This window comes from Ruegeria sp. CF8, assembly GCF_056537285.1.
In genome coordinates this window covers 519463-540751 of sequence record NZ_JBQFRG010000001.1, presented here as the reverse complement: position 1 = coordinate 540751, position 21289 = coordinate 519463, and the positions used below count along the sequence as shown (strand labels likewise).

Genomic DNA, 21289 nt, shown 5'->3' with positions numbered 1-21289 from the left:
GTCTGTCGCGCCGAACCTCGCCTGTTAGCAACACGGGCACGACGTTCGAAAGACGCTATATGTTTTCCTTTTGCGCCGATCCAGACACGCTCGGAACATTCCGTTGGTTTTCCTGTTACCTGACCAACGGTGTCCACTGGTCCTTCTACCTGTCTTTCCTCAAAGTATTGGGATTGCTGGCCGTGACCGCGCCTGTCGCGTTGGCGTTTGGCTTTATGGGTGCAATGGCAGCCCGTTCGCATTTCTCACCACTAAGCTGGCTGGGTAAAGGGTACATCGCCATTGTGCGTGGCGTCCCTGACATCGCTTTCTTCCTGTTTTTTGTCATTGCCCTTGATCAGGCGTTCGAATGGACGCGGCATAAAATCCTGTGCCCCGAATGGACCGACCCGATCCGTCAGGGAAATGACTTCATCGTGTGTCAGTCGGCCAAATTGCCATTGGGCACTGCGCCGGAATGGGTGCACGAAACCTATGGGTTCTTTCTGGCCATCATCACTTTCTCAATCGTTTTCGGAGCCTTTGCTGCAAACGTTCTGTTTGGCGGCATGCGTGCTGTACCGCACGCGCAGTTGGAGACAGCCGAAGCTTATGGCATGACCCGCCGTCAGACTTTCTGGCGCATCCTTGTTCCGCAGATGTGGGTCTATGCCCTGCCCGGCCTGTCGAACCTGTGGATGGTATTGATCAAAGCGACGCCGCTTCTGTTCCTGCTGGGGATCGAGGACATTGTCTATTGGGCGCGTGAGCTTGGTGGCACCAAGACCTCCAGATTCACCCAGTACCCGCACGGAGACTGGAGGATGTGGTACTTCCTGTTCCTGCTCATCTTCTATCTGGGTATGACCCGCGTATCCGAGATTGGATTGGAAAAACTGATGCGCAAGCTGTCGCACGGACAAGCTACCTCGGGCGGTGAACTGCTACGCAAGGAGACCACGGCATGAGCTGCTTGCAGACCATTCAGGACTATGGCCTCCGTTCTCTTGGCATTGGCGAGCGCCTGCTGCCCAAGAACGATTTCACATTGTGCGAGCAGTTTACTTTGATCGGCTCGGGTATGATCTGGAACGTGTATTTCGGGATCATGGCGCTTGCGACCGGATTCTTTCTGGCCACCGCCCTGGCTGTCGGCAAAGCCTCGACAAACAAGTGGCTGCGCAAGCCTTCGGAATGGTTCATCTTCCTGTTCCGCGGCTCGCCCTTGTTTATCCAGTTCTTCTTTGCCTACTTCTTCTTCCTGTCGCTGAAGAAATCCTACCCCATATTTGACGCGTTCACCTCGGCTTGGCTGGGCGCACTGATTGTGCTGTTCCTGAATACCGCCGCCTATTCTGGCGAGATTTTCTATGGCGCGCTTAGATCCATTCCCAAAGGCGATATCGAGGCCGCAGATGCTTATGGCATGACTGGTTGGGCTCGCTTCCGCCGGATCGTCTGGCCCACCATGCTGCGCCTTGCATGGCCTGCTTATACGAACGAGGCAATCTTTCTGTTCCACGCCACAACGCTGGTCTTCTTCTCGGCCTTCCCGGCCTGGCAACAACGCGGAGACGCGCTGTATTACGCCAGCTACTTTGCCGACAAGACGTTCAACCCATTCGTTCCCTACCCGATTCTGGCGTTCTATTTCATCCTGCTGACACTGGTGATCGTCTGGGGTTTTGGCATGATCAACAAGCGCTTGAACCGACATCTTCCGGCTGCCAGACAGACCAAGATGCGTTTCAAACTGAACCTCGCGCGCTGATCTTCAGCGCGCGCATCGCATTAACTTTTAAAGCCATTCCAATATCGCAATGCGCGCAGTTGCGCGAAAAGCAAACTTGTTTTGAGAGAAGTGGTACCGCCTCCCTGGCTTGAACAGGGGACCTCTGGATCCACAATCCAGCGCTCTAACCAACTGAGCTAAGGCGGCACTCGTGAGGGGCGATGTACCGAACGCGCCAGGGGAATGCAAGAGGATTAAAGCCGAAATTTCCAGCTTTGTTCGACAAGATCGACCCCAAAGGAATGCACCGGTTTGCTGTCTGTCAGTTCCCACCCAAACGCCTTGTAAAGCGCACATGCCGCCCTGTGGCTTTCATGGGTCCACAGAACCATTTCCTGATATCCCGCGTCCCTTGCAAAGCCTGTACAGGCTTCCAGTAGCCGTTTCCCAACCCCATGACCGCGAGCCTCGGGGACAAGCAAAAACAAGCGCAGTTTTGCCGTGTGCTGATCCAGACCTACACAAAAAATGCTGCCCAGCCGTTGCCCGCCCTGCTCTGCAATCCACCCCTTTTCGCGGCGGGGATCGTGGGATGTGATGAACTCGTCAAGGATACGGGCCACCAAAGGCGCGAAACTATCGTCAAACCCTTCGTGACGCGCATAGAGCCTGCCGTGCTGTTCGACCAGCCAGGCGGCATCATCGGGTTGAAAGGTTCTGAGTACGACATCATCCATGTCTTATCTGACTGCAAAGGTGACTTGATTCTCAACCCTGCGCACGCTAGCAGGAATGCTCAGTCTCGGAGGCACAGATGGGCATCAATACCGAACGCGACATTCAGGCAAATTTGCAAATCGGCCCGACCGATCAGGGTATGGTGCGCCTGTTCATCGAAGCTGACGGTGTGGAAATTCCGATGGATTTCGAGCCGGAAGAAGCCGAAGAAATCGCTGATGAGATCCGCGCAGCTGCACAGGCCGCCCTGGCCGTCAAAGGCTGACGCTAAAGTCGCGGATCACGTAAGGCGTGTAGCCGTCGCGCTGCATCTGTCGCAAATTTCTGGATCATTTTCTTCCGCCGTGCCGGGGCTAATTTATCTTCGGGCGACATGCGCACAATTTCCGCGTCATACGCGTCGGCGATGATCAAACCGGTTTCCGCGGGCAATAGATCAACTGGAAAATCAGTATCCACGGCCCAGAAAAACCGATCGCACCACTCCAAATAGCCCTGCCATTTCGAATCCGATTGGTAATCGGCTCGGCCGGATTTGCATTCGATTACCCAAAGCTCACCCTTGGGGCCCAGCCCCATCACATCGACGCGCAAACCGCGTGCCGGGACAAATTCCTCAACAGATACAAAACCATGCGTCGCAAGGTGTCTCGCGACACCCCGCGCCAGTTTCTGTCCAGGCTGCAAATCCAATACCATTCCTCAAATGTGAACAATTAGCGAACAAAAGTAAAGCGCCCCTTCAGACTTGACATGATACCTTTTGGTACTGCATTAATATGATACCAAATGGTATCTCATTTGAGGGTGCTTATGGAAAACCAAATTCAAAACGCGTTTCGTGCGCTGGCTGACCCAACCCGCAGGGACATCGTACAACTGCTCGCAATTCAGGACATGACAATCGGGCAATTGACCGACCGGTTCGACATGACCCGGGCTGCGGTCAAGAAACACCTGACTGTTCTGTCTGACGGTGGCTTGATCTCGGTCGAAGCGCGCGGTCGGGAACGCATTAATCGACTTGAACCACTTGGTATGGTCCCTGTTCTGGATTGGCTCAGTTATTTTGATCAGTTCTGGGACGACCGCCTCAACTCTCTCAAGGAAGCTGTTGAAAGGAAACCGAAATGACTGATTCTATATTGAAGAAATCAATATTCCTCAGGGCCGAACCCGAAACCGTATGGGCTTATCTTACTGACCCTGACCATTTGGCGGAATGGTTTCATAAACCGGAACGGCCTTTGGTCGAAGGTCAAAGACTTGAAATGTTTGGAACCACCAGTGGAGACTTGTTGATCTGGGGCGAAGTTCGCGTCGCTAAGCCTCCCAAATATCTTGAATACACGTTCACTGTGAAACCCATGGGCGATGCTGTAAGCACCGTGAAATGGACTTTGGAGCCTGTTGAAGGCGGAACGCGTCTTGATCTGCTGCACGAAGGCTTGCCGCAGGGTGCTGATGCCTTCGGACTGATCCTGTCTTTGGACAAAGGGTGGGACGAACACTTTGACAAGATGCGCGTGGCATTGCACGAAACTGTTGATGCCTGACCCCTTGTGCGAACCCGTCATACGCCCTACTTAGACGCGTGGCGGGTTCTACCCTTCTTGTGACAGGTAGCATTCTGGTGGCCTTAAGCAATTCCGAGGGGGCTGGCTCTGTTCAGGTCCTGGCCTGATTACCTGGCGCCCACCTGTACATACAGGTCCTCGGGAATCACACCGCACGGTTGCTTGGTGGTCCCGCCACATTTCCCCTGAATTTCAGCGCTCTGCGCGGGCTTCCTGTTTGGCGAGTGCAGGCTTGAAGCTGTGGACGACAGGCGATCCACGCCGTGGACCACCGGGCTTTTCGGCCATGCTCATAATCTTGTAGGCAAATTGCACCCCGGCAAAGACGATACCGTTCATGAACCAGATCATGACCAGCGCGATCAGGCCAATTTCCGAACCCGTTATCAGGTGGCGCAGATTCGCCACGTTCAGCGCCAACAGAACCCCGACAAACACCGCCGAGATGACAAAACCCCAAGCGACTTGCGTGATATACAAACGGATCAGTTTCGGCATCGCATCTCTCCTTGCACTGATAACAGAAGTCTAGCGCGTGGGATGCGACGGTAAAGGCGTCAGAACGCCTCGGGTTGAGACTCGCGTGCCATGTGGTCCAACACGGCGTTGACGAATTTGGGCTCTTTGCCTTCGGGGAAGAAAGCGCGCGCCACGTCAACAAACTCGGTGATGACCACTTTGGGTGGCGTGTTGCTTTGGGTCAGTTCTGCCCCGGCCGCGCGGAACAGGGCGCGCAATGTCGGGTCAATGCGCGCAATCGGCCATTTGGCAACCAGAGCGCGGTCTGTCATCTGATCGATGGGCGCCTGATAGTTCACCGCGCTGTCGACCAGTGATCGGAAGACGCTGATATCGCCATCCAGCATTTCTTCACCCTCATAGACGGCACCAAAACGGTGATCCAGAAACTCGGTCACGACCTGTTCGGTCGTCTGCCCGGATTGCTCCATCTGGAACAGCGCCTGCACAGCATAAAGCCGGGCGGCGGATTTCATCAGGCGTTTCTGGTTGGCCGGTTTTGGCGCGTCTGTCTGGGTCATGCTGTCGTGGGTCCGTTGTTGTCGCCCGCCACAAGGATGGACTCGGACGGTGGCTTGAAACCAACGCCCTTTTTGGAAGAGCCCCACTTACGGCTGAGTGCGATCAGATGCAAGGCCGCAGCAGCCGCGCCGCCACCTTTATTCATCTTTTTGGGGTCGGCCCGAACTTCGGCCTGTTCGTCATTCTCGACCGTCAGGATACCATTGCCAATGCAGAGGCCCTGCAGACCCATCAGTTGAATGGCGCGGCTCGAGTCGTTGCAGACGGTCTCATAATGCGTGGTCTCACCGCGAATGACGCAGCCCAGCGCGACATAGCCGTCGAAATTGCACTGACGGTCGGCCATGGCGATGGCGGTGGGAATCTCCAGCGCGCCCGGAACTTCAACGACGTCGCAGGTGCCACCGGCTGCTTCGATCTCGGCCTTGGCTCCGGCGATCAGATTGTCGGCAATCGCACGATAGAACGGGGCCGCCACAATCAGCAGTTTCACCGGTTTGTCGAAACTGGGTGTCGGCAGAATGCCGTGTTTGTCTTGTTCAGCCATAATCAGTCTTCCTTCAGGATCGAACGGGTGCCCACGATGGACAGGCCAAACGCGTCCAGCCCCAGATACACTGTTTCCGGCGAGTCGGTCAGAAGCACCAGTTCCTGAATGCCCATCTTGGAAAGGATCTGCGCGCCTAGGCCGGTCTGCTTAATGGTTCGTGGGCCATCATCGTCAACAGCATAAAGTGAGTTGCGCGGCTGCCGGAACAGGCAGACGGCACCGCGCCCCTCTTCTGCGATCTTTTCCATCGCACGGGGCAACTCGCGCGAAGACTTCGGCCCGAGGCCCAGAATATCAGGCGCTTCGTGCAGCGCGTGTGTGCGGGTCAGAACCGGTTCGGGCGTGGAGATGTCGCCCTTTATCATGACCACATGCTCGATACCGTGAGTCTGGTCGGTGAAAATCCGCATTTCCCATTCGCCACCATACTCAGACGTGACAGTCTGACGTGAAGTTTCCACCACCAGATTGTCGTTGCGCGAACGATAGCTGATCAGGTCGCTAATCGTGCCGATCTTCATGTTGTGCTCTAGTGCAAACTCAACCAGATCAGGCAGACGCGCCATAGTGCCGTCGGGCTTCATGATCTCGCAAATCACGCCGGACGGGTTCAGCCCTGCCAGACGCGAGATATCAACGGCGGCCTCTGTATGACCTGCGCGTACCAGCACCCCACCCCGCTTGGCCCGCAATGGGAAGACATGGCCGGGCGTCGCGATATGCGCCATTGTGTTCTGCTCATTGATCGCGGTAGCCACGGTCAGCGCACGATCAGCAGCGGAAATTCCAGTGCTGACGCCTTCGCGCGCTTCAATCGATACGGTGAAGGCCGTCTCGTGCCGGGACGAGTTGTTGACGGCCATCATCGGCAGCCCCAGCGCATCCACGCGTTCCGCTGTCATCGGTAGACAGATCAGGCCGCGCCCATGGGTCGCCATGAAGTTGATTGCCTCGGCATCGGCGAATTCAGCGGCAATGACCAGATCACCTTCATTCTCACGATCTTCGTGGTCGACGAGGATATACATCCGGCCGGCACGCGCTTCTTCGATGATGTCTTCGATCGGGCTGATCGCGTCGCGCAGCTGGGCCTCGACCGGTCCTGGGGTTTCAAAGCTCATGGGGCAGCCTTTCAGATGGCATGTTTGCACGGCGGAATAGACCACTCAGGCCCCAAAGACCAGCCTGCAAACGGCGCGGGTCGGGCGCGACGCGACGTATCAGGACATCTCGGCCAAACGCGCGACGTAGCGGGCCAGCGTGTCGATCTCAAGGTTGACACGATCGCCAACATGAACGTCACCCCAGGTGGTCACCTCTTTGGTATGCGGAATGAAGTTGATACCAAAATCGCAGTCACTCACATCGTTGACCGTCAGAGAGGTTCCGTTCAGCGCCACCGATCCCTTTGGGGCAATAAACCGCGCCAAGTCTTTTGGCGCGCGCAGGGTCACACGTGTGCTGTCGCCTTCGTCTTCGACGGCAACCACCTCGGCCACACCATCCACGTGACCGGAGACGATATGACCGCCGAGCTCATCGCCAACCTTCAACGCACGTTCAAGATTGACGCGTTTGCCGATTGTCCACGTATCCAGGTTGGTTTTCGACACCGTTTCAGCGCTGATCTGAACATCATACCAATCATCTCCCAGGGCGATCACGGTCAGGCACACACCATCACTGGCAATCGAAGCCCCGATATCAATACCGGACGTATCATAGGCTGTTTTGATCCGGGCGCGCAGATCTCCCTTCTGCTCCAATTCGGTGACGGTGCCCATGTCGGTAACGATCCCTGTAAACATTCCGTTAACCCTCAGTCCCTACGCTGTACGTGTCTCTCACCGCCGAGGTAAGCCTATCAGACCGCGCGGGCAAGCCCTGCCTTGCCGTGCCTTGCCCAAACAGGCATAGTTTAGACAATAAAACCAAACGAGCAGTCCACATGCAGCATACGCCGTTAGATCCAAGAGATCGCGTATTCCTGTTTCTTCAGGGACCACATGGGCCGTTTTTCTCGGCACTGGGAAAAATGCTGCGCGCCACAGGGGCTCAGGTCTGGCGCGTTGGGTTCAATGCTGGTGATCAGGCGTTCTGGTTCGAAAGGGCAAGTTTTTTACCATTCCTTGAAAGACAAGATGATTGGCCTGATACCCTTTGCCGGATCATCGAAGACAAAGGCGTTACCGATATCGTCCTGTACGGGGACACCCGCCCGGTTCACGCTCAGGCAGTCCAAATTGCGAAGGCGCGTGGCGTCATCGTTCATGTGTTCGAAGAAGGCTATCTGCGCCCATGGTGGGTCACTTATGAGCGCAACGGGTCAAACGGGAACTCTCGGCTCATGTCTCTGGATGCCGAACAAATGCAGCAGGCTTTGGAAGGTGCGGACAGCAAATCGCCTCCACCGCCCTCACATTGGGGGGATATGCGGCAGCATATCTTCTACGGCGCCCTCTATCATTGGTTCGTAATGTTTCGGAACGGACGATACAAAAACTTCCGCCGACATAGGGAATTGCCCGTATCGCAAGAGTTCAGACTTTACTTCAAACGACTGATTTTGATGCCTTTTCACCGCCTACGGCGTAGCGTTGCAACAGCTCAGGTCAGATGGGGTGGTTATCCCTATCACCTTGCCCTGCTACAGTTGGGACATGACAGCTCAGTCCAGGCACACTCCGGCTATTCTGGTATGTGCGAATTTCTCGATCACGTGATCGAAGGCTTCGCGCAGGGCGCGCCGGCCCATCACAGGCTGGTCATCAAAGAACACCCGCTGGAAAACCACCGAGAGCCCTTGCGCCGTCACGCGATGGAAAGCGCCAGAAAAAATGGCATCCGGGACAGAGTTCACTATGTCCCCGGCGGTAAGCTTGCCAAGCTTCTGGATGAGGCGAACTCGGCCGTCACTGTAAATTCGACGGCAGGTCAACAGGTACTGTGGCGCGGCATTCCGCTACGAACATTCGGGCGGTCGGTTTACGAGAAGCCGGAATTTGTGTCGCAGCAACCTATCGCTGCCTTTTTCGCGGCCCCCAAGAACCCTGACAGCGATGTTTACCGATGCTACCGGCAGTTCCTTCTGGAGACCAGTCAGGTGCCCGGCGGATTTTATTCACGACGTGGTCGACGGCAGGTTTTGCGGCGTGCCGCGGATATGATGCTGACGGCCAGTGACCCCTATCAGTCGATCCTCAACAAGAACGCGGCGCGGACGCCACAGTTAAAAATCGTTGATGGGCGCGGCCACTCTGTGACTGGAAGTTGAGCGCCTGACCAGCTAATCTGCGCCCAAGTATAAAAAGACTGAGGACATTCGGCAGTGAACATCTCTCCTATGCGTTGGATGCGGGGGGCTACCCTTGTGGCCGCAATCGGCCTTCTGGCGGCGTGCCAGCTTCCGAAATCCGGACCGAACAAAACTGAAATTCTGGCCGGAGCTGTTCAAAACGGCGGCAACGCATTTGTTATCGAAGTCGATGACCGGGTTACGCGTGCCACATCCTCGATCCCGCAATACGGCTTTTCCTCGTCTTTTAGCAGCGCCCAGACTTTGACTGCTGATACTGTGCGCCCCGGCGATGTCCTTAGCCTGACCATCTGGGAAAACGTAGATGATGGTCTTCTGTCCAGCGAAACTGGCGCGGCAACGGCGTTGGACGAGGTACAGGTCGATAGCGAGGGCTTCATCTTTGTCCCCTATGCAGGTCGTTTGCGGGCTGCCGGAAACACGCCGGAACAACTGCGCATTCTGATCACAAACAAGCTGCAGGAACAGACGCCAGACCCACAGGTCGAAGTACGACGCGCTGCTGGCGACGGGTCCACGGTCTCGCTGACCGGTACGGTCGCGGCACCGGGCATCTACCCAATTGAGCGACCGACCCGGTCTTTGCTGGGGATGCTTTCCCAGGCAGGTGGCGTCTCGGTGGCATCTGACATTGCACTGGTGACCCTGATCCGTGGCGGTCAAAAGGGCACCGTCTGGTACGAAGACTTGTACCGGAACCCCAAGCTGGATGTGGCGTTGCGCGGCGGAGACAGGATCCTCGTGGAAGAAGACAGCAGGTCTTACATCGCCCTCGGTGCCACCGGCGGCCAGTCCCGCGTGGCCTTTGAGAGTCAGGACCTGTCCGCGCTTGAGGCCCTTGCCCAGGTGGGCGGCCTGCTGACGCTATCCTCAGACCCGACCGGGATTTTCATTCTGCGAAAGGAAAGCGAAGGCGTGGCGCGCAGTGTGACCGGTCGCGCAGATCTGAAAGGTGATCAGCGCATGATTTACCTGCTGAACCTGACCGCGCCCAACGGTCTGTTCATCGCGCGCGACTTCGTCGTCCGCGACGACGACACGATCTACGTGACTGAAGCGCCCTACGCACAGTGGAGCAAATCGATCTCGCTTATTGCAGGTGGCCTGACGCCAATTGCGAATGTTGCCACTCTGACTGGCAACTGATGTATGATACCTGACACGGACAGCGCAACCGGGGCCAATCGCACCCGGTTGTTTGTCTATAACGGCGGGTTTTTGACGCAAAAGCGTCTCAAGAGAATACTGTCTCTGGCTGGCTATGATATTCGTTTAGGCATCCCCCAAAGCAAAGATTGCGTAGGTGTCTGGGGCAACAGCCCCACGGCTCATCGGGGCTTGAGGGTCGCCGAAAAGCACGAAGTTCCGGTTCTGCGTGTCGAAGATGCGCTGCTTAGATCACTGCATCCCGGACGCGAAGGCGAACCGCCGCTGGGTCTTCTTCTGGATCGCTCGGGCCTGCATTTCGATGCGTCACACCCGTCGGATCTTGAGAAGATTCTGATCAACGACCCACTGGACAACACCGCTCTGCTGAACCGCGCGCGCGCAGCAATCGAACGGATCAAGGAACTGCACCTCAGCAAGTATTCCGCATTTGATCTGGACGAGGCGCCACCAGATCCCGGTTATGTTCTGGTTGTTGATCAAACGGTTGGAGACGCTGCGGTCACAGCCAGCGGTGCGGACAGGGCTCGATTCCTCGAAATGCTGTTTGTCGCGCAAGAAGAAAACCCTGGCGCACACATACTGATCAAGACACATCCGGAAACGCAGGCGGGTCATCGCCAAGGGCATTTCACCGATCAGGACCTTTCAGATCGGATCTCGCTGTTCAACGCCCCGATCAGCCCGTGGCCCCTGCTGGAAGGTGCTGTTGCCGTTTACACCGTGTCTTCACAACTGGGGTTCGAAGCCATCCTGGCCGGTCATAAACCGCGCGTGTTCGGTCAACCTTTCTATGCCGGCTGGGGCCTGACGCAGGACGAAAATCCGGTGGCGCGCCGCCAGCGCAACCTGACCCGCGCGCAACTCTTCGCTGCAGTTATGCTGCTGTACCCCACTTGGTATGATCCCTATCGGGACAAAATCTGCGATCTGGAGATGGTGCTGGACGCGCTTGAAGTACAAACCCGCGCTTGGCGGCAGGATCGAAAAGGCTGGACCGCCTCGGGCATGCGTTTGTGGAAACGCAATCACTTACAGCAGATTTTTGGACAGCACGGAAAGCTGAGATTCACATCCACGCAGCCAGAACACTCAGATCGCCCACATATGGTTTGGGCCAGTCAGGCAAGAAACACCGAAGGAGCGGTGCGGGTTGAAGACGGGTTCCTCAGGTCACGCGGATTGGGGGCGGAACTTGTACCTCCACTGTCATTGGTCACGGACGATGTCGGCATCTATTACGACCCCACGAAACCGAGCCGATTGGAGGACCTGATCAGCCTGCGCGAAACGCTGCGCCCAGATCAGGAGTTGCGTGCCGAACGCCTGATAGAACGGTTATTGGCTGAGGGATTGAGCAAGTACAACACGGGTCAACCCGCCCCTATCTTGCCCGTAGGGCACCGCATTATGGTTCCCGGACAGGTCGAGGATGATGCTTCGATCCTGTTGGGCACAGGCGCGGTGCGCAGCAATATGGATTTGCTGAAAGCTGCTCGGGACGCTAACCCAAACGCCATCCTAATCTACAAACCACATCCCGACGTCGAGGCCGGATTGCGTGAAGGCAAGATTGACGCAACGGGTTTCGCTGACGTTGTCGTAACCCACACAGATCCCGCCTCACTGCTGGCCCAAGTTCAAGAGGTTTGGACAATGACCTCGCTTTTGGGGTTCGAAGCCTTGATGCGCGGGGTAAAGGTTACAACTCTTGGCGCACCTTTCTATGCCGGGTGGGGCTTGACCACAGACCTTGGGGTCGTTCCCGTCCGTCGGGGGGCGAGACCGTCACTGTTGGGTTTGGTCCACGCCACGCTGATCGACTATCCCCGCTATTTCGATCCCGTCACCGGTCAACCCTGCCCTGTCGAAGTCGCGGTCGAGCGTCTTGCGCATGGAAACGCCGCCGCGACGGGTCCGGTCAATCGATTGCTTTCAAAACTTCAGGGTGCGTTCGCAACGCATGCTCATTTTTGGCGCTAGGCCTACACAGGAGGTTTGCGCCAACGGTGCAGGATATCGCCCCCCACATTCTGTGTTTCAATAAGCTCGAACCGCGGTGCTGCTTCAAGTGTTTCAACCCCTAAGGTTCCGACGGATGAGAGCCCGTCGGCCCCGATTGTCAGACCGGCTGTAAAGCCAACCAGTTCATCCACCAAATCCTCGGCCAGAAGCGAAGCTGCAAGTGCTGCTCCGCCTTCGCAAAAGACACTTGTCAGACCGGCCTGCCCCAATTGCTGTAGCAGATCCAGCGCGTCGATATGGTGATCTTTCAAGGCGCACGGGATGAGCTTTGCGCCAAGCCCCTCCCAAGCGCGCGCACGTTCGGCATCGGGATGATGCGCATGGCAGAGCCAGACCGGCGTTTTCGAGGCTGTGCGCGCCAACTGCCCCATCAGTGATATGTCCATGTGGCGCGACACCACCACGCGCACAGGCTGATGTGCGATACCCAGATCCCGCACTGTCAGCGAGGGATCATCGGCACGTGCTGTTCCTGCCCCGACCATGACCGCATCGTGACGCGCCCGCATTGCGTGCACAACCCGGCGCGCTCGTGGCCCGGTAATCCATTGACTGTGCCCGGTCGAGGTTGCAATCCGCCCGTCAAAACTGCTGGCCAGTTTAAGGGTGACAAATGGCCTGCCCTGTTCGGTCTTTAAGAAAAAGCCTTCCAGATCCCGTTCTGCCTGTTCTGCCAGAACGCCGGTTTCAACCTCAATTCCCGCGTCACGCAGCATTGCAAAGCCCTGCCCAGCCACGCGTGGATCGCTGTCCTCAACGGCGGCCACGACCCGAGATACGCCTGCTGCGATCAAAGCCTCGGCGCAGGGTGGTGTTTTTCCATGATGGGAACAGGGCTCTAGTGTCACGTAGGCGGTGGCGCCACGCGCAGCGGCTCCGGCTTGAGCCAACGCCTCGGTTTCGGCATGAGGACGTCCCCCGGGCTGTGTCCAGCCACGCCCGACAATGCGGCCTTCACGCACAACAACACACCCGACAGCCGGGTTTGGCCAGCACGTCCCTTGACCGCGCCGCCCTAAAGACAGGGCCAGCGCCATAAATCGCTTATCAGTTTCGGTCACTCGTCCGTCGGAGGCTGCGGCGGGCGCAGTTCGTGGACAAACTCCTCGAAATCATCGGCCGCCTGGAAATTCTTGTACACACTCGCAAAGCGAACATAGGCGACGGTATCGATCCGCGCCAGAGCTTCCATGACAATCTCACCGATCTTGTTAGACGGGATATCGGTGTCGCCCATGCTTTCCAGCCGACGCACGATCCCCGATATCATCTGATCGATCCGTTCCGGATCAACAGGCCGTTTCTGCATCGAGATGCGGATCGAACGCTCCAGCTTGTCGCGGTCGAAGTCCTCTCGTTTTCCGTTGGTTTTAATGACCACCAAATCACGCAGTTGCACACGCTCGTACGTTGTGAACCGTCCGCCACAAGCCGGGCAGAACCGGCGTCGACGGATTGCCACGTGGTCCTCTGCCGGACGTGAATCTTTCACCTGAGTGTCGATATTTCCGCAAAACGGGCAGCGCATCCGCCGTCTCCTCGTCCCATGTTCGGCCTCTTTTTGTAAGCGCTGCGGCTTACTTATCCACAACTATAGGGCAGCCGCTAGGGTTTGGGTAGTCGGAATTTTCAACCGCTAAATAAAGGGTCAGGCCAGATGCGCTGCGACACGTCTTTGATGAGGTGCAGTGCGGTGTTCAAACAAGTAAATCCCCTGCCAGGTTCCAAGAACCATTCGCCCCTTTGAAACAGGGATCGAAAGCGAAACCGGCATAAGTGTTGCCTTGATATGCGCAGGCATGTCGTCCGGCCCTTCATAAGTGTGACGCAGATATGACATGGCCGGATGGTCAGACGGAGGCACAAGTCGCTCGAAAAAAGCTTGCAGGTCCGTTTGAACTTCGGGGTCAGCATTTTCCTGGATCAGCAGGGAACAAGAGGTGTGGCGGACGAACAGCGTCAGAACTCCATCGACCGCCTCCCCCTGAGCAAGCCAGTTCCGCACGTCAGACGTGAATTCGTAAAGCCCCTGTCTTTGGGTGTGTACTACGAATTCAGTCTGCATTAGGGCGGCCCTGTACGTCTGTCAGTCGTTGAAGAATGGCCGATAGTTACACCGTGCGTTCGCACCTTGTATAGACTCGCTGTTGCCGGGCTGAAATCCAAATGCAATGAAGCTGCTGGGTTGCACATCGACAGACTGAGGTTGTTTGATCGAAAACTGAACCGCCGTCCTGCGGCCCGTGGTGACACTGGGCCCGTATCCGCGCAACACGTAAATCCGATCTTGCCAGCCCAACCCCAAAGTCCGGCGTGCATAATCGGCTGCGGCGCACCAGTAGCCTTCAGTGCGTTGATCACCACGTGGAATAACTTCAAAATCTGTGGCGTTGATCGGTTCGGTGCGATACCCGTTTGGCGCTGCATCCACCGTCACGGGAGCACTGAAAGCAACGGCGGCCAACGCAGCAAATGCGTAAAACTTTTTCATCGTAAAATCTTCCCTGGTTGCGTGTCCCTGATAGGTTAGTCCAGCTTCTCAAATTGCATAGTGCTCCTCACGATCAATTCAGCCAGCTCCGCGCATTGTGTGATCCGGCGTGAGCCACCCCCGGTACCGGATCAGCAATCCCAAACCTGGTGCATTGGCCGAAACGTCGAACCTGAAACGTCCCTGCTCGTCCTGCCATTCACGCGTGCTCGAACGCGGCAATGCAAAGGCGGGTAAGGGAATGCCAAAAACGGTCAGACGAAGAATTTCAATGTACAGCACATCGTTTCGTATACTGGGCCGCAACCAAACGGAAATCACTCCGAATTTTTCTCGAACACAGTTCCGATATGCGTCGTATATCAGATGCGAAGTGGTGCGATGGCCGCCAAAGTCGCGGGTCCATGTAAAGGTTTCGTCATTCCCATTTATCGCAACAGAAACGGGAACATCATTCCCACCGGGTGGAAACCCGGCCAGGTATGTTGCGATCATGGCAAGACGACCAGTGCCCCTTTCGATGTCACATAGGCCTGAATACTGACCTTCCGAGCTGTGCAGACAATGGACCGCATTGGGCATGTTATTGATGGGCCCCAAGGCTTGCAAAAACGGGTCATTTGACATCAATAGCCATCGCTCGCAAATCGCGCTTTAACGTCGTTTCCCGGCATCAGACATGTGCTGGATCTACCGAACAGATTAAACCTGTTCCGTGCTATCAGGCGATAAGCGGGAAGTTTCAGCGATTTGGGCAGGAAGCGGCATACCGACAACATCTTCCACATTCCCGGCAATTGACGCATGGCGGCGGCAAACGCATCCAGATGCTGATAGATCACCCCATCGACGACTACCAAATTGGTTTCAAAGTCACGTGTCGGCAAACCCAGCTGTTGGTAGAGCTTTTGCCCAAGCGGAGATTGGGCAGTAGCGAACTGAAAACGATGCAACTTGTCATGTCTGAGCATGAACCTGAAGAACCACGAACACAGGACGCATTCGCCGTCGAACACAATCAGGTTCGGGCCGTAGCCTTCTAAATTTAAGCCACTTTCTCGCACGTCTTTGGTATCCGTGACACCGCTTTTCCAGAAAGGTGGCAAATCTTTAGCCTCGGAACAATGCGACATCTGCGAAAGAGAGCGTGCCGGGGAGCGCTGAGCAGAGAGTGGTGATTTCTCCGAAGGCTCTGACCTCATCCCCATAAAGGTGCTAACCCGGCAACACGCCAAATCTGGGCGTTCAGGCGGTGATGTTCATGTGAGGCCCGGTCAATTCCTTGCGGGATTCTGCCATCGACGATTGCGGGTCTGCGAAAATCGCAATCGCCTCACAGAATTCTATGATATGCTGCTTATGGTTTTGTAGTCGTAAGGTATTGTTATTGCGATGGACGTGGATGTTGGCCGTCTTCATTTCTTTGTTCAGGCGTTGGACCGCTACAGTGGTAATGGCAACATGTCTCGGGCTGTTCTGGGCCAAACCGGACTGAAGCCGCAAGATATCGCACCCCCGGTTGAGACATGCAGCATTCAGAAAGAAGCCCTTTTCATTCGGTATGCCTGTGACGCCACCAAAGATATTACATTTGCAGCCCGCACCGGGCTTGAGGTTACTTCGGCCTCGACCGTGACGGCATATATCAGCAAGTATTCCAGAGACCTGAAACAGGTGATGGAGAATCTTTCACGTTTTCACGGGATTATTGACCCGGCTATCGCGCTTAGTCTTCGTGTCGCAGGGAACTTTGCCGCTTTGGAAGCCGATTGGAAAGATGCGGGATATGCACGCTATCATCGACGTACCGAATTTCTGGTCTTTGCCGCACTGGCCAGAATGCGCAATCTGACCCAAATCAACCTGCAACCGATTGAAATTCGGTTTCAACACAAGGTCGGCGATCATGCCAAAAGCTTTGAAAAGATAGCTGGTTTTCCGGTGATCTTTGGCTCGGAGAAAATGGAGATCGTGCTGCCCCTTTCAGCGTTGGAGCTGCCGGTTCCCACCTATGACCCCAAACTGCGTGAACATCTTCTGGAGTATGGCGAACGTTTACTGGCTGAGTGCGAAAAACCAAATCATTCGATCCGCGCGCGAACCGAAGGGATGATCACTAAATCTCTGCCCGGCACCATACCGCAGGCCGAAGCCATTGCTTCCGAGCTTGGGATGAGCTTGCGAACCTTCAGCCGACGCCTGAAGGAGGAAGGTACCAGCTATCGCGACATCGTGGATGACCTAAGATGTGATCTGGCCCAGACCTTTCTAAACAACCGGATGTCTTTGTCAGAAATTTCGTTTTCGTTGGGGTATGCGGATCAGGCCGCCTTCTCGACAGCCTTCAAACGCTGGACAGGGCAGCCGCCAAGCGCTTTCAAGACCCGTGTCGAACATCCCATTCGAACGTAAGGCCGGGGGTCATCAGCCCTAAAGCCTCGCCCCGGCCCCGTCCCATGAGTGGACAGGACCGATATAGAAAACGGCAGCGTTCATTCCGTGTGAATTCCCGCCAATGTGATGAGAGAACAGGCCAATGTGATGGCCAAACGAAAAGGCGCCTCGTGTGAGGCGCCTTTGAATTTACTGATCCAGGAAAGACCGCAGCTTTCGTGACCGGCTTGGGTGCTTCAATTTGCGCAGCGCCTTAGCCTCAATTTGGCGAATACGCTCGCGGGTCACGCTGAACTGCTGGCCAACTTCTTCCAGAGTGTGGTCGGTGTTCATACCGATGCCGAAACGCATCCGCAGAACCCGCTCCTCACGCGGGGTAAGCGAGGCCAGAACTCGTGTGGTGGTTTCCTTGAGGTTTTCCTGAATGGCGCTGTCCAGAGGCAGTACGGCATTCTTGTCCTCGATGAAATCGCCCAGTTGGCTGTCTTCCTCGTCACCGATCGGAGTTTCGAGCGAGATCGGTTCCTTGGCGATCTTCATCACCTTGCGCACCTTCTCAAGCGGCATCTGCAGCTTTTCGGCCAGCTCTTCCGGCGTCGGTTCGCGTCCAATTTCGTGCAGCATCTGGCGACCGGTCCGAACCAGCTTGTTGATCGTTTCGATCATGTGAACCGGAATACGGATCGTGCGGGCCTGATCCGCGATAGACCGCGTGATCGCCTGACGAATCCACCAAGTCGCATAGGTCGAGAACTTGTAACCGCGGCGGTATTCGAACTTGTCCACCGCCTTCATCAGGCCGATGTTACCTTCCTGAATAAGATCAAGGAATTGCAGGCCACGGTTTGTGTACTTTTTGGCAATCGAGATCACCAGACGCAGGTTGGCCTCGACCATTTCCTTCTTGGCCTGACGCGCCTCTTTCTCACCTTTCTGAACTTGTTGCACGATGCGGCGGAATTCCGAGATATCGAGGCCGACATATTGACCGACCTGAGCCATATCGTTGCGCAGTTCTTCGACCTTGGCCGTCGAGCGTTCGATGAACATCTGCCAACCCCGGCCCGGCTTTTCAGCCATCTCGGACAACCAGTTCGGATCCAGTTCGCGACCCCGGTAAGCTTCGATGAACTCACGGCGGTTGATGCGGGCCTGATCGGCTAGTTTGACCATCGCGCTGTCCAGAGACATGACACGGCGATTGATACCATAAAGCTGGTCGATCAGCGCTTCGATCCGGTTGTTGTGCAGGTGAAGACCGTTCACCAGCTCAACGATTTCGGCGCGCAACTTCTGATAGGTCTCTTCATCTTTTTCACTGAACGAGCCATCTTCGTTCAGGGTTGCCGAAATCCGGCTATCCTGCATTTCCGACAACATCGAGAAATCGGTTGAGATGCGTTCAAGCGTGGTCAGGACCTGATCCTTCAGCGCCGCTTCCATCGCGGCCAGCGACATGTTGGCCTGATCGTCATCATCGTCGTCATCGTCATTGTTCAGCGGGTTGCCGTCAGCGTCCAGCTCGGGGCCGGTATCTTTTGCCGGTTTGGCTGCCTGCACTGCGGATGTGTCGACCACAGGCTCTTCCACATCGCCGTCTTCGTCCATCTGATTGCCAAATGTGGCCTCAAGATCGATGACGTCGCGCAGAAGAATGTCCTCGGACAGCAGTTCGTCATGCCAGATGGTGATCGCCTGGAAGGTCAGAGGGCTTTCGCACAGCCCTTGGATCATGGTATTCCGACCTGCTTCGATACGCTTGGCGATAGCAATTTCGCCCTCGCGGCTCAGCAGTTCAACCGAACCCATCTCGCGCAGATACATGCGGACGGGGTCGTCTGTGCGGTCCAGTTTTTCTGTGGCGGCCCCAGCCAATGCAACTTCACGGTTGCTATCGGTGGTTGTCAGTTCGGTCGAGCCTTTGTTCTCTTCCTCTTCGGCCTCTTCATCTTCGATGATGTTGATGCCCATCTCGGACAGCATCGACATAACGTCTTCGATTTGCTCCGAGCTGACCTGATCTGGCGGTAGAACCTGATTGAGCTGGTCGTAGGTGATGTAACCTTTCTCGCGGGCCTCGGCGATCATCTTCTTGACCTGGGCCTGGCTCATGTCCAGCGAGATTTCCTGTTCCTGCTCTTCGGATTTGCGATCTTCGGTCGTGTCTTTGGCGGCCATTCAATGCTCCTGCAGGGATGGGTGATTCGTTTGAACCGAATCATTAGCGCGTAGAAGTGATTCGGCCACCCGTTTACCCGTTTTTCTTTTCCAGTGCCTTATGAAAACACCACTTTACCGGCGTTTCCGCTCGAATTTGATACCGGACATGATTGCCTCGAACGCGTCTTTCTCGTCGCGGTTGATTCGCGCACCGTTGTCGGCAATGTCGAATACGGCCCTGTCTTCGTTCTGGCTGCGGCTTGTACGGTTGCGCTCTTCGGCGGCTTGCGCCAGCCGATATGTCAGCGCCTCATCGGCCAGATCAGACAATTCCTCCGCCGCTTCGGCTATCTCAGCATCCAACCCCCGGAGCGCTTTGATCTTTGCGAGTTCCTCGGCCAGTGTCATCTCGGCCTTTTCAACGTCGCCCGGTTTGTACACACAGGGGATCACTGCGACATGGCGAAGGGCCAGCAGGTTTTCAAGGGGCTGGGGGCCCAAAGAATCGACAATGTGGTCTTTCAGGTGGTCTGGGTCATCAATTGCGTGACGCAGAATGGCGTCCCGCAGGGCAGCGTATTCGGGGTTGAGGCATTCCATGTCCTCAAGCTGGTGCTCGAACTGGACAACGACCTGTGGGTTTAGAATTGCGATGGCGAGAATGGCCGCCTCGCGCAGTTGGATATCAGCGGTCTCGGACGATGCCAGGAAAGACGCCCGCGCACCCGGCGTGGCATTCTGTGGGGGCTGCCATTTGCCACGCGGCTGCCACTGTCGGTTCTGTGGTTGGCGTTGGGGGCGGAAAAGCTGCCAGCGCAAATCCTTGATCTCTTGCCCATAATGCGACCGGATCGAAGGGTCGCGGATCAGTTTGATCTTGTCGCGCAGCGATTTGTCCAGAGCGGCTTTGCGCTCGGGGCTGTCAAAGACTTTCCCTTCTGTCTCACGCTGCCACAGCAATTTGACCATCGGAATGGCGCCTTCCAGCACTGATTGCACAGCCCCCGCCCCTTCCGCCCGCAACAAATCGTCGGGATCTTTGCCTTCAGGCATCAGCGCAAAGCGAAGAGATTTACCCGCTTCGAGCAGCGGCAAAGCCAGATCAACCGCCCGCATCGCAGCGCGCAGACCTGCCGTGTCGCCGTCCAGCGCAATGATCGGTTCGTTGGAAACGCGCCAGAGCAGTTGCAACTGATGCTCGGTGATCGCAGTCCCCAAGGGCGCGACCGACGCGCCAAATCCGGCCTCGGCCAGTGCGATCACGTCCATGTATCCTTCGGCCACGATCAACGGCTGCCCTTTCCCCGCTGCCTGCCGCGCAGGGCCATGGTTGTACAGGCTGCGCCCCTTATCGAACAGCTCGGTTTCGGGCGAATTCAGGTACTTGGCGTTATCATTGGGGTCCATAGCCCGCCCACCAAACGCGATACATCGTCCACGCGGATCGCGGATGGGGAACATGATACGATTGCGGAACGTGTCATAAGGCTTCTTACCCTTACTCGACGGCTTGGCCAGCCCCGCCCCAAGGATCTGATCCTCAGCCACATTCTTGCCGCGCAGATGATCCCACAGCGCCTGCCAACCGTCCGGGGCAAAGCCGATCTCCCAACGATCCAACGCCTGTGCATCCAGACCACGGCCAGCAAGGTAATCGCGCGCAGGCGCACCCGCCCCTGTTTTGAGCTGCAGGCGGAAGAACTGCACCGCCTGCTCCATCACATCAGCCAGTTGCGATCGGCGGTCCTGCTTTTCCTGTGCTTTGGGATCACGGGCAGGCATAGGCATCCCAGCCTCACGCGCCAAAATCTCTACCGCTTCGATGAATGAGACATTCTCGGTCTCTTTTACAAAGCTGATTGCGTCGCCTTTCGCATGACAGCCGAAGCAGTAATAAAACCCCTTTTGGTCATCGACGTGGAACGAAGCCGTCTTTTCGTGGTGAAACGGGCATGGGGCCCACATATCACCCTTGCCCTGATTGGACTTGCGCTGATCCCATATGACTTTGCGCCCGACGACCTGAGACAGGCTTAGCCGGGTGCGCAACTCATCCAGAAATCCGGGGGACAAAGACATGGGTCAAACCTGCCAGAAATGAAAACCCGCGCCAAGGGGA

General features: G+C 56.3%; 24 protein-coding genes and 1 tRNA gene. 9 read left to right on the top strand and 16 right to left on the bottom strand.

The features are described from left to right. Positions 1-59: 59 nt before the first annotated feature. Both ACR0EV_RS02670 and ACR0EV_RS02665 read left to right on the top strand, forming a co-directional pair. Positions 60-947, top strand: coding sequence for an ABC transporter permease (locus ACR0EV_RS02670; RefSeq protein WP_480798674.1), 888 nt, complete (start codon positions 60-62; stop codon positions 945-947). After that, the gene (locus ACR0EV_RS02665; protein WP_480798673.1) at positions 944-1750 is read left to right on the top strand and encodes an ABC transporter permease; all 807 of its coding nucleotides are present in this window, start codon (positions 944-946) and stop codon (positions 1748-1750) included. The genes ACR0EV_RS02670 and ACR0EV_RS02665 overlap by 4 nt, the downstream gene beginning before the upstream one ends. A 91-nt stretch (positions 1751-1841) precedes the next feature. Here the strand turns inward: ACR0EV_RS02665 and ACR0EV_RS02660 are convergent. Both ACR0EV_RS02660 and ACR0EV_RS02655 read right to left on the bottom strand, forming a co-directional pair. Beyond that, a tRNA-His gene (locus ACR0EV_RS02660) sits at positions 1842-1918 on the bottom strand. A 47-nt stretch (positions 1919-1965) separates the two neighbouring features. Beyond that, positions 1966-2448 (bottom strand): N-acetyltransferase family protein, encoded by a 483-nt coding sequence (locus ACR0EV_RS02655; protein ID WP_480798672.1) that lies wholly within the window; start codon positions 2446-2448, stop codon positions 1966-1968. A gap of 77 nt (positions 2449-2525) precedes the next feature. Here ACR0EV_RS02655 and ACR0EV_RS02650 point away from each other — a divergent pair, with 77 nt between their 5' ends. Beyond that, a complete protein-coding gene (locus ACR0EV_RS02650) occupies positions 2526-2714 on the top strand; it encodes a DUF6324 family protein (protein ID WP_480798671.1) in 189 nt (62 codons plus the stop codon). Positions 2715-2716: 2 nt separating this feature from the next. Here the strand turns inward: ACR0EV_RS02650 and ACR0EV_RS02645 are convergent, their stop codons facing one another. Beyond that, positions 2717-3148 (bottom strand): MmcB family DNA repair protein, encoded by a 432-nt coding sequence (locus tag ACR0EV_RS02645; RefSeq protein ID WP_480798670.1) that lies wholly within the window; start codon positions 3146-3148, stop codon positions 2717-2719. Between the two features lie 114 nt (positions 3149-3262). Between ACR0EV_RS02645 and ACR0EV_RS02640 the strand changes: the two genes are divergently transcribed. Further along, a complete protein-coding gene (locus ACR0EV_RS02640; RefSeq protein WP_480798669.1) occupies positions 3263-3583 on the top strand; it encodes an ArsR/SmtB family transcription factor in 321 nt (106 codons plus the stop codon). Next, positions 3580-4005: an SRPBCC family protein gene (locus tag ACR0EV_RS02635; RefSeq protein WP_480798668.1), complete on the top strand. Its 426-nt coding sequence runs from the start codon at positions 3580-3582 to the stop codon at positions 4003-4005. Before ACR0EV_RS02640 ends, ACR0EV_RS02635 begins: the two co-directional genes overlap by 4 nt. Before the next feature lie 213 nt (positions 4006-4218). Here ACR0EV_RS02635 and ACR0EV_RS02630 read toward each other — a convergent pair whose 3' ends face one another. The 5 genes from ACR0EV_RS02630 to ACR0EV_RS02610 form a co-directional block, all read right to left on the bottom strand. Continuing rightward, positions 4219-4524, bottom strand: a complete 306-nt coding sequence (locus tag ACR0EV_RS02630) for a hypothetical protein (RefSeq protein ID WP_171089256.1) — start codon at positions 4522-4524, stop codon at positions 4219-4221. Positions 4525-4583: 59 nt separating this feature from the next. Continuing rightward, positions 4584-5066, bottom strand: coding sequence for a transcription antitermination factor NusB (gene nusB, locus ACR0EV_RS02625; protein ID WP_480798667.1), 483 nt, complete (start codon positions 5064-5066; stop codon positions 4584-4586). After that, a complete protein-coding gene (locus ACR0EV_RS02620) occupies positions 5063-5614 on the bottom strand; it encodes a 6,7-dimethyl-8-ribityllumazine synthase (protein WP_480798666.1) in 552 nt (183 codons plus the stop codon). The genes nusB and ACR0EV_RS02620 overlap by 4 nt, the downstream gene beginning before the upstream one ends. A gap of 2 nt (positions 5615-5616) precedes the next feature. Beyond that, positions 5617-6738 (bottom strand): 3,4-dihydroxy-2-butanone-4-phosphate synthase, encoded by a 1122-nt coding sequence (ribB, locus tag ACR0EV_RS02615; RefSeq protein WP_480798665.1) that lies wholly within the window; start codon positions 6736-6738, stop codon positions 5617-5619. 99 nt (positions 6739-6837) lie between these two features. Further along, positions 6838-7425: a riboflavin synthase gene (locus ACR0EV_RS02610; RefSeq protein ID WP_480798664.1), complete on the bottom strand. Its 588-nt coding sequence runs from the start codon at positions 7423-7425 to the stop codon at positions 6838-6840. A 140-nt stretch (positions 7426-7565) separates the two neighbouring features. Here ACR0EV_RS02610 and ACR0EV_RS02605 point away from each other — a divergent pair, with 140 nt between their 5' ends. From ACR0EV_RS02605 to ACR0EV_RS02595, 3 genes are all read left to right on the top strand, one after another. Continuing rightward, on the top strand, positions 7566-8891 hold the full coding sequence (locus ACR0EV_RS02605) for a capsule biosynthesis protein (protein WP_480798663.1): 1326 nt from the start codon (positions 7566-7568) through the stop codon (positions 8889-8891). A 69-nt stretch (positions 8892-8960) separates the two neighbouring features. Continuing rightward, on the top strand, positions 8961-10079 hold the full coding sequence (locus tag ACR0EV_RS02600; RefSeq protein WP_480799003.1) for a polysaccharide biosynthesis/export family protein: 1119 nt from the start codon (positions 8961-8963) through the stop codon (positions 10077-10079). Positions 10080-10082: 3 nt separating this feature from the next. After that, positions 10083-12083, top strand: coding sequence for a capsular polysaccharide biosynthesis protein (locus ACR0EV_RS02595; RefSeq protein WP_480798662.1), 2001 nt, complete (start codon positions 10083-10085; stop codon positions 12081-12083). A gap of 2 nt (positions 12084-12085) precedes the next feature. Here ACR0EV_RS02595 and ribD read toward each other — a convergent pair whose 3' ends face one another. The 6 genes from ribD to ACR0EV_RS02565 form a co-directional block, all read right to left on the bottom strand. Continuing rightward, positions 12086-13186, bottom strand: a complete 1101-nt coding sequence (ribD, locus tag ACR0EV_RS02590) for a bifunctional diaminohydroxyphosphoribosylaminopyrimidine deaminase/5-amino-6-(5-phosphoribosylamino)uracil reductase RibD (protein ID WP_480798661.1) — start codon at positions 13184-13186, stop codon at positions 12086-12088. Next, positions 13183-13653 carry a transcriptional regulator NrdR gene (gene nrdR, locus ACR0EV_RS02585; RefSeq protein ID WP_050602693.1) on the bottom strand — a complete coding sequence of 157 codons (471 nt, stop codon included), beginning with the start codon at positions 13651-13653 and terminating at the stop codon, positions 13183-13185. The genes ribD and nrdR overlap by 4 nt, the downstream gene beginning before the upstream one ends. Before the next feature lie 120 nt (positions 13654-13773). Then, entirely contained in the window at positions 13774-14190 is a 417-nt protein-coding gene (locus tag ACR0EV_RS02580; protein ID WP_480798660.1) for a secondary thiamine-phosphate synthase enzyme YjbQ, read from the bottom strand. 21 nt (positions 14191-14211) lie between these two features. Then, positions 14212-14616, bottom strand: coding sequence for a hypothetical protein (locus ACR0EV_RS02575; RefSeq protein WP_480798659.1), 405 nt, complete (start codon positions 14614-14616; stop codon positions 14212-14214). Between the two features lie 78 nt (positions 14617-14694). Continuing rightward, positions 14695-15198, bottom strand: a complete 504-nt coding sequence (locus ACR0EV_RS02570; protein WP_480799002.1) for a DUF4166 domain-containing protein — start codon at positions 15196-15198, stop codon at positions 14695-14697. A 44-nt stretch (positions 15199-15242) separates the two neighbouring features. Beyond that, positions 15243-15722, bottom strand: a complete 480-nt coding sequence (locus tag ACR0EV_RS02565; protein ID WP_480798658.1) for a thiol-disulfide oxidoreductase DCC family protein — start codon at positions 15720-15722, stop codon at positions 15243-15245. Between the two features lie 286 nt (positions 15723-16008). On the opposite strand from ACR0EV_RS02565, the gene ACR0EV_RS02560 reads away from it, so the two are divergent. Next, complete coding sequence (locus ACR0EV_RS02560; RefSeq protein ID WP_480798657.1) at positions 16009-17028, top strand: helix-turn-helix domain-containing protein; 1020 nt, start codon at positions 16009-16011, stop codon at positions 17026-17028. Between the two features lie 171 nt (positions 17029-17199). Here the strand turns inward: ACR0EV_RS02560 and rpoD are convergent, their stop codons facing one another. Together rpoD and dnaG are read right to left on the bottom strand one after the other, a co-directional pair. Next, the gene (rpoD, locus tag ACR0EV_RS02555) at positions 17200-19188 is read right to left on the bottom strand and encodes an RNA polymerase sigma factor RpoD (RefSeq protein WP_480798656.1); all 1989 of its coding nucleotides are present in this window, start codon (positions 19186-19188) and stop codon (positions 17200-17202) included. A 114-nt stretch (positions 19189-19302) separates the two neighbouring features. After that, the gene (gene dnaG, locus ACR0EV_RS02550; RefSeq protein ID WP_480798655.1) at positions 19303-21249 is read right to left on the bottom strand and encodes a DNA primase; all 1947 of its coding nucleotides are present in this window, start codon (positions 21247-21249) and stop codon (positions 19303-19305) included. Between the last annotated feature and the right edge of the window lie 40 nt (positions 21250-21289).

Coding starts and splice junctions, on each gene's coding strand:
- ACR0EV_RS02670 (WP_480798674.1), top strand. CDS start 60: ATGTTTTCCTTTTGCGCCGATCCAGACACGCTCGGAACATTCCGTTGG.
- ACR0EV_RS02665 (WP_480798673.1), top strand. CDS start 944: ATGAGCTGCTTGCAGACCATTCAGGACTATGGCCTCCGTTCTCTTGGC.
- ACR0EV_RS02655 (WP_480798672.1), bottom strand. CDS start 2,448: ATGGATGATGTCGTACTCAGAACCTTTCAACCCGATGATGCCGCCTGG.
- ACR0EV_RS02650 (WP_480798671.1), top strand. CDS start 2,526: ATGGGCATCAATACCGAACGCGACATTCAGGCAAATTTGCAAATCGGC.
- ACR0EV_RS02645 (WP_480798670.1), bottom strand. CDS start 3,148: ATGGTATTGGATTTGCAGCCTGGACAGAAACTGGCGCGGGGTGTCGCG.
- ACR0EV_RS02640 (WP_480798669.1), top strand. CDS start 3,263: ATGGAAAACCAAATTCAAAACGCGTTTCGTGCGCTGGCTGACCCAACC.
- ACR0EV_RS02635 (WP_480798668.1), top strand. CDS start 3,580: ATGACTGATTCTATATTGAAGAAATCAATATTCCTCAGGGCCGAACCC.
- ACR0EV_RS02630 (WP_171089256.1), bottom strand. CDS start 4,524: ATGCCGAAACTGATCCGTTTGTATATCACGCAAGTCGCTTGGGGTTTT.
- nusB (WP_480798667.1), bottom strand. CDS start 5,066: ATGACCCAGACAGACGCGCCAAAACCGGCCAACCAGAAACGCCTGATG.
- ACR0EV_RS02620 (WP_480798666.1), bottom strand. CDS start 5,614: ATGGCTGAACAAGACAAACACGGCATTCTGCCGACACCCAGTTTCGAC.
- ribB (WP_480798665.1), bottom strand. CDS start 6,738: ATGAGCTTTGAAACCCCAGGACCGGTCGAGGCCCAGCTGCGCGACGCG.
- ACR0EV_RS02610 (WP_480798664.1), bottom strand. CDS start 7,425: ATGTTTACAGGGATCGTTACCGACATGGGCACCGTCACCGAATTGGAG.
- ACR0EV_RS02605 (WP_480798663.1), top strand. CDS start 7,566: ATGCAGCATACGCCGTTAGATCCAAGAGATCGCGTATTCCTGTTTCTT.
- ACR0EV_RS02600 (WP_480799003.1), top strand. CDS start 8,961: ATGCGTTGGATGCGGGGGGCTACCCTTGTGGCCGCAATCGGCCTTCTG.
- ACR0EV_RS02595 (WP_480798662.1), top strand. CDS start 10,083: ATGATACCTGACACGGACAGCGCAACCGGGGCCAATCGCACCCGGTTG.
- nrdR (WP_050602693.1), bottom strand. CDS start 13,653: ATGCGCTGCCCGTTTTGCGGAAATATCGACACTCAGGTGAAAGATTCA.
- ACR0EV_RS02580 (WP_480798660.1), bottom strand. CDS start 14,190: ATGCAGACTGAATTCGTAGTACACACCCAAAGACAGGGGCTTTACGAA.
- ACR0EV_RS02575 (WP_480798659.1), bottom strand. CDS start 14,616: ATGAAAAAGTTTTACGCATTTGCTGCGTTGGCCGCCGTTGCTTTCAGT.
- ACR0EV_RS02570 (WP_480799002.1), bottom strand. CDS start 15,198: ATGCCCAATGCGGTCCATTGTCTGCACAGCTCGGAAGGTCAGTATTCA.
- ACR0EV_RS02560 (WP_480798657.1), top strand. CDS start 16,009: ATGGACGTGGATGTTGGCCGTCTTCATTTCTTTGTTCAGGCGTTGGAC.
- rpoD (WP_480798656.1), bottom strand. CDS start 19,188: ATGGCCGCCAAAGACACGACCGAAGATCGCAAATCCGAAGAGCAGGAA.
- dnaG (WP_480798655.1), bottom strand. CDS start 21,249: ATGTCTTTGTCCCCCGGATTTCTGGATGAGTTGCGCACCCGGCTAAGC.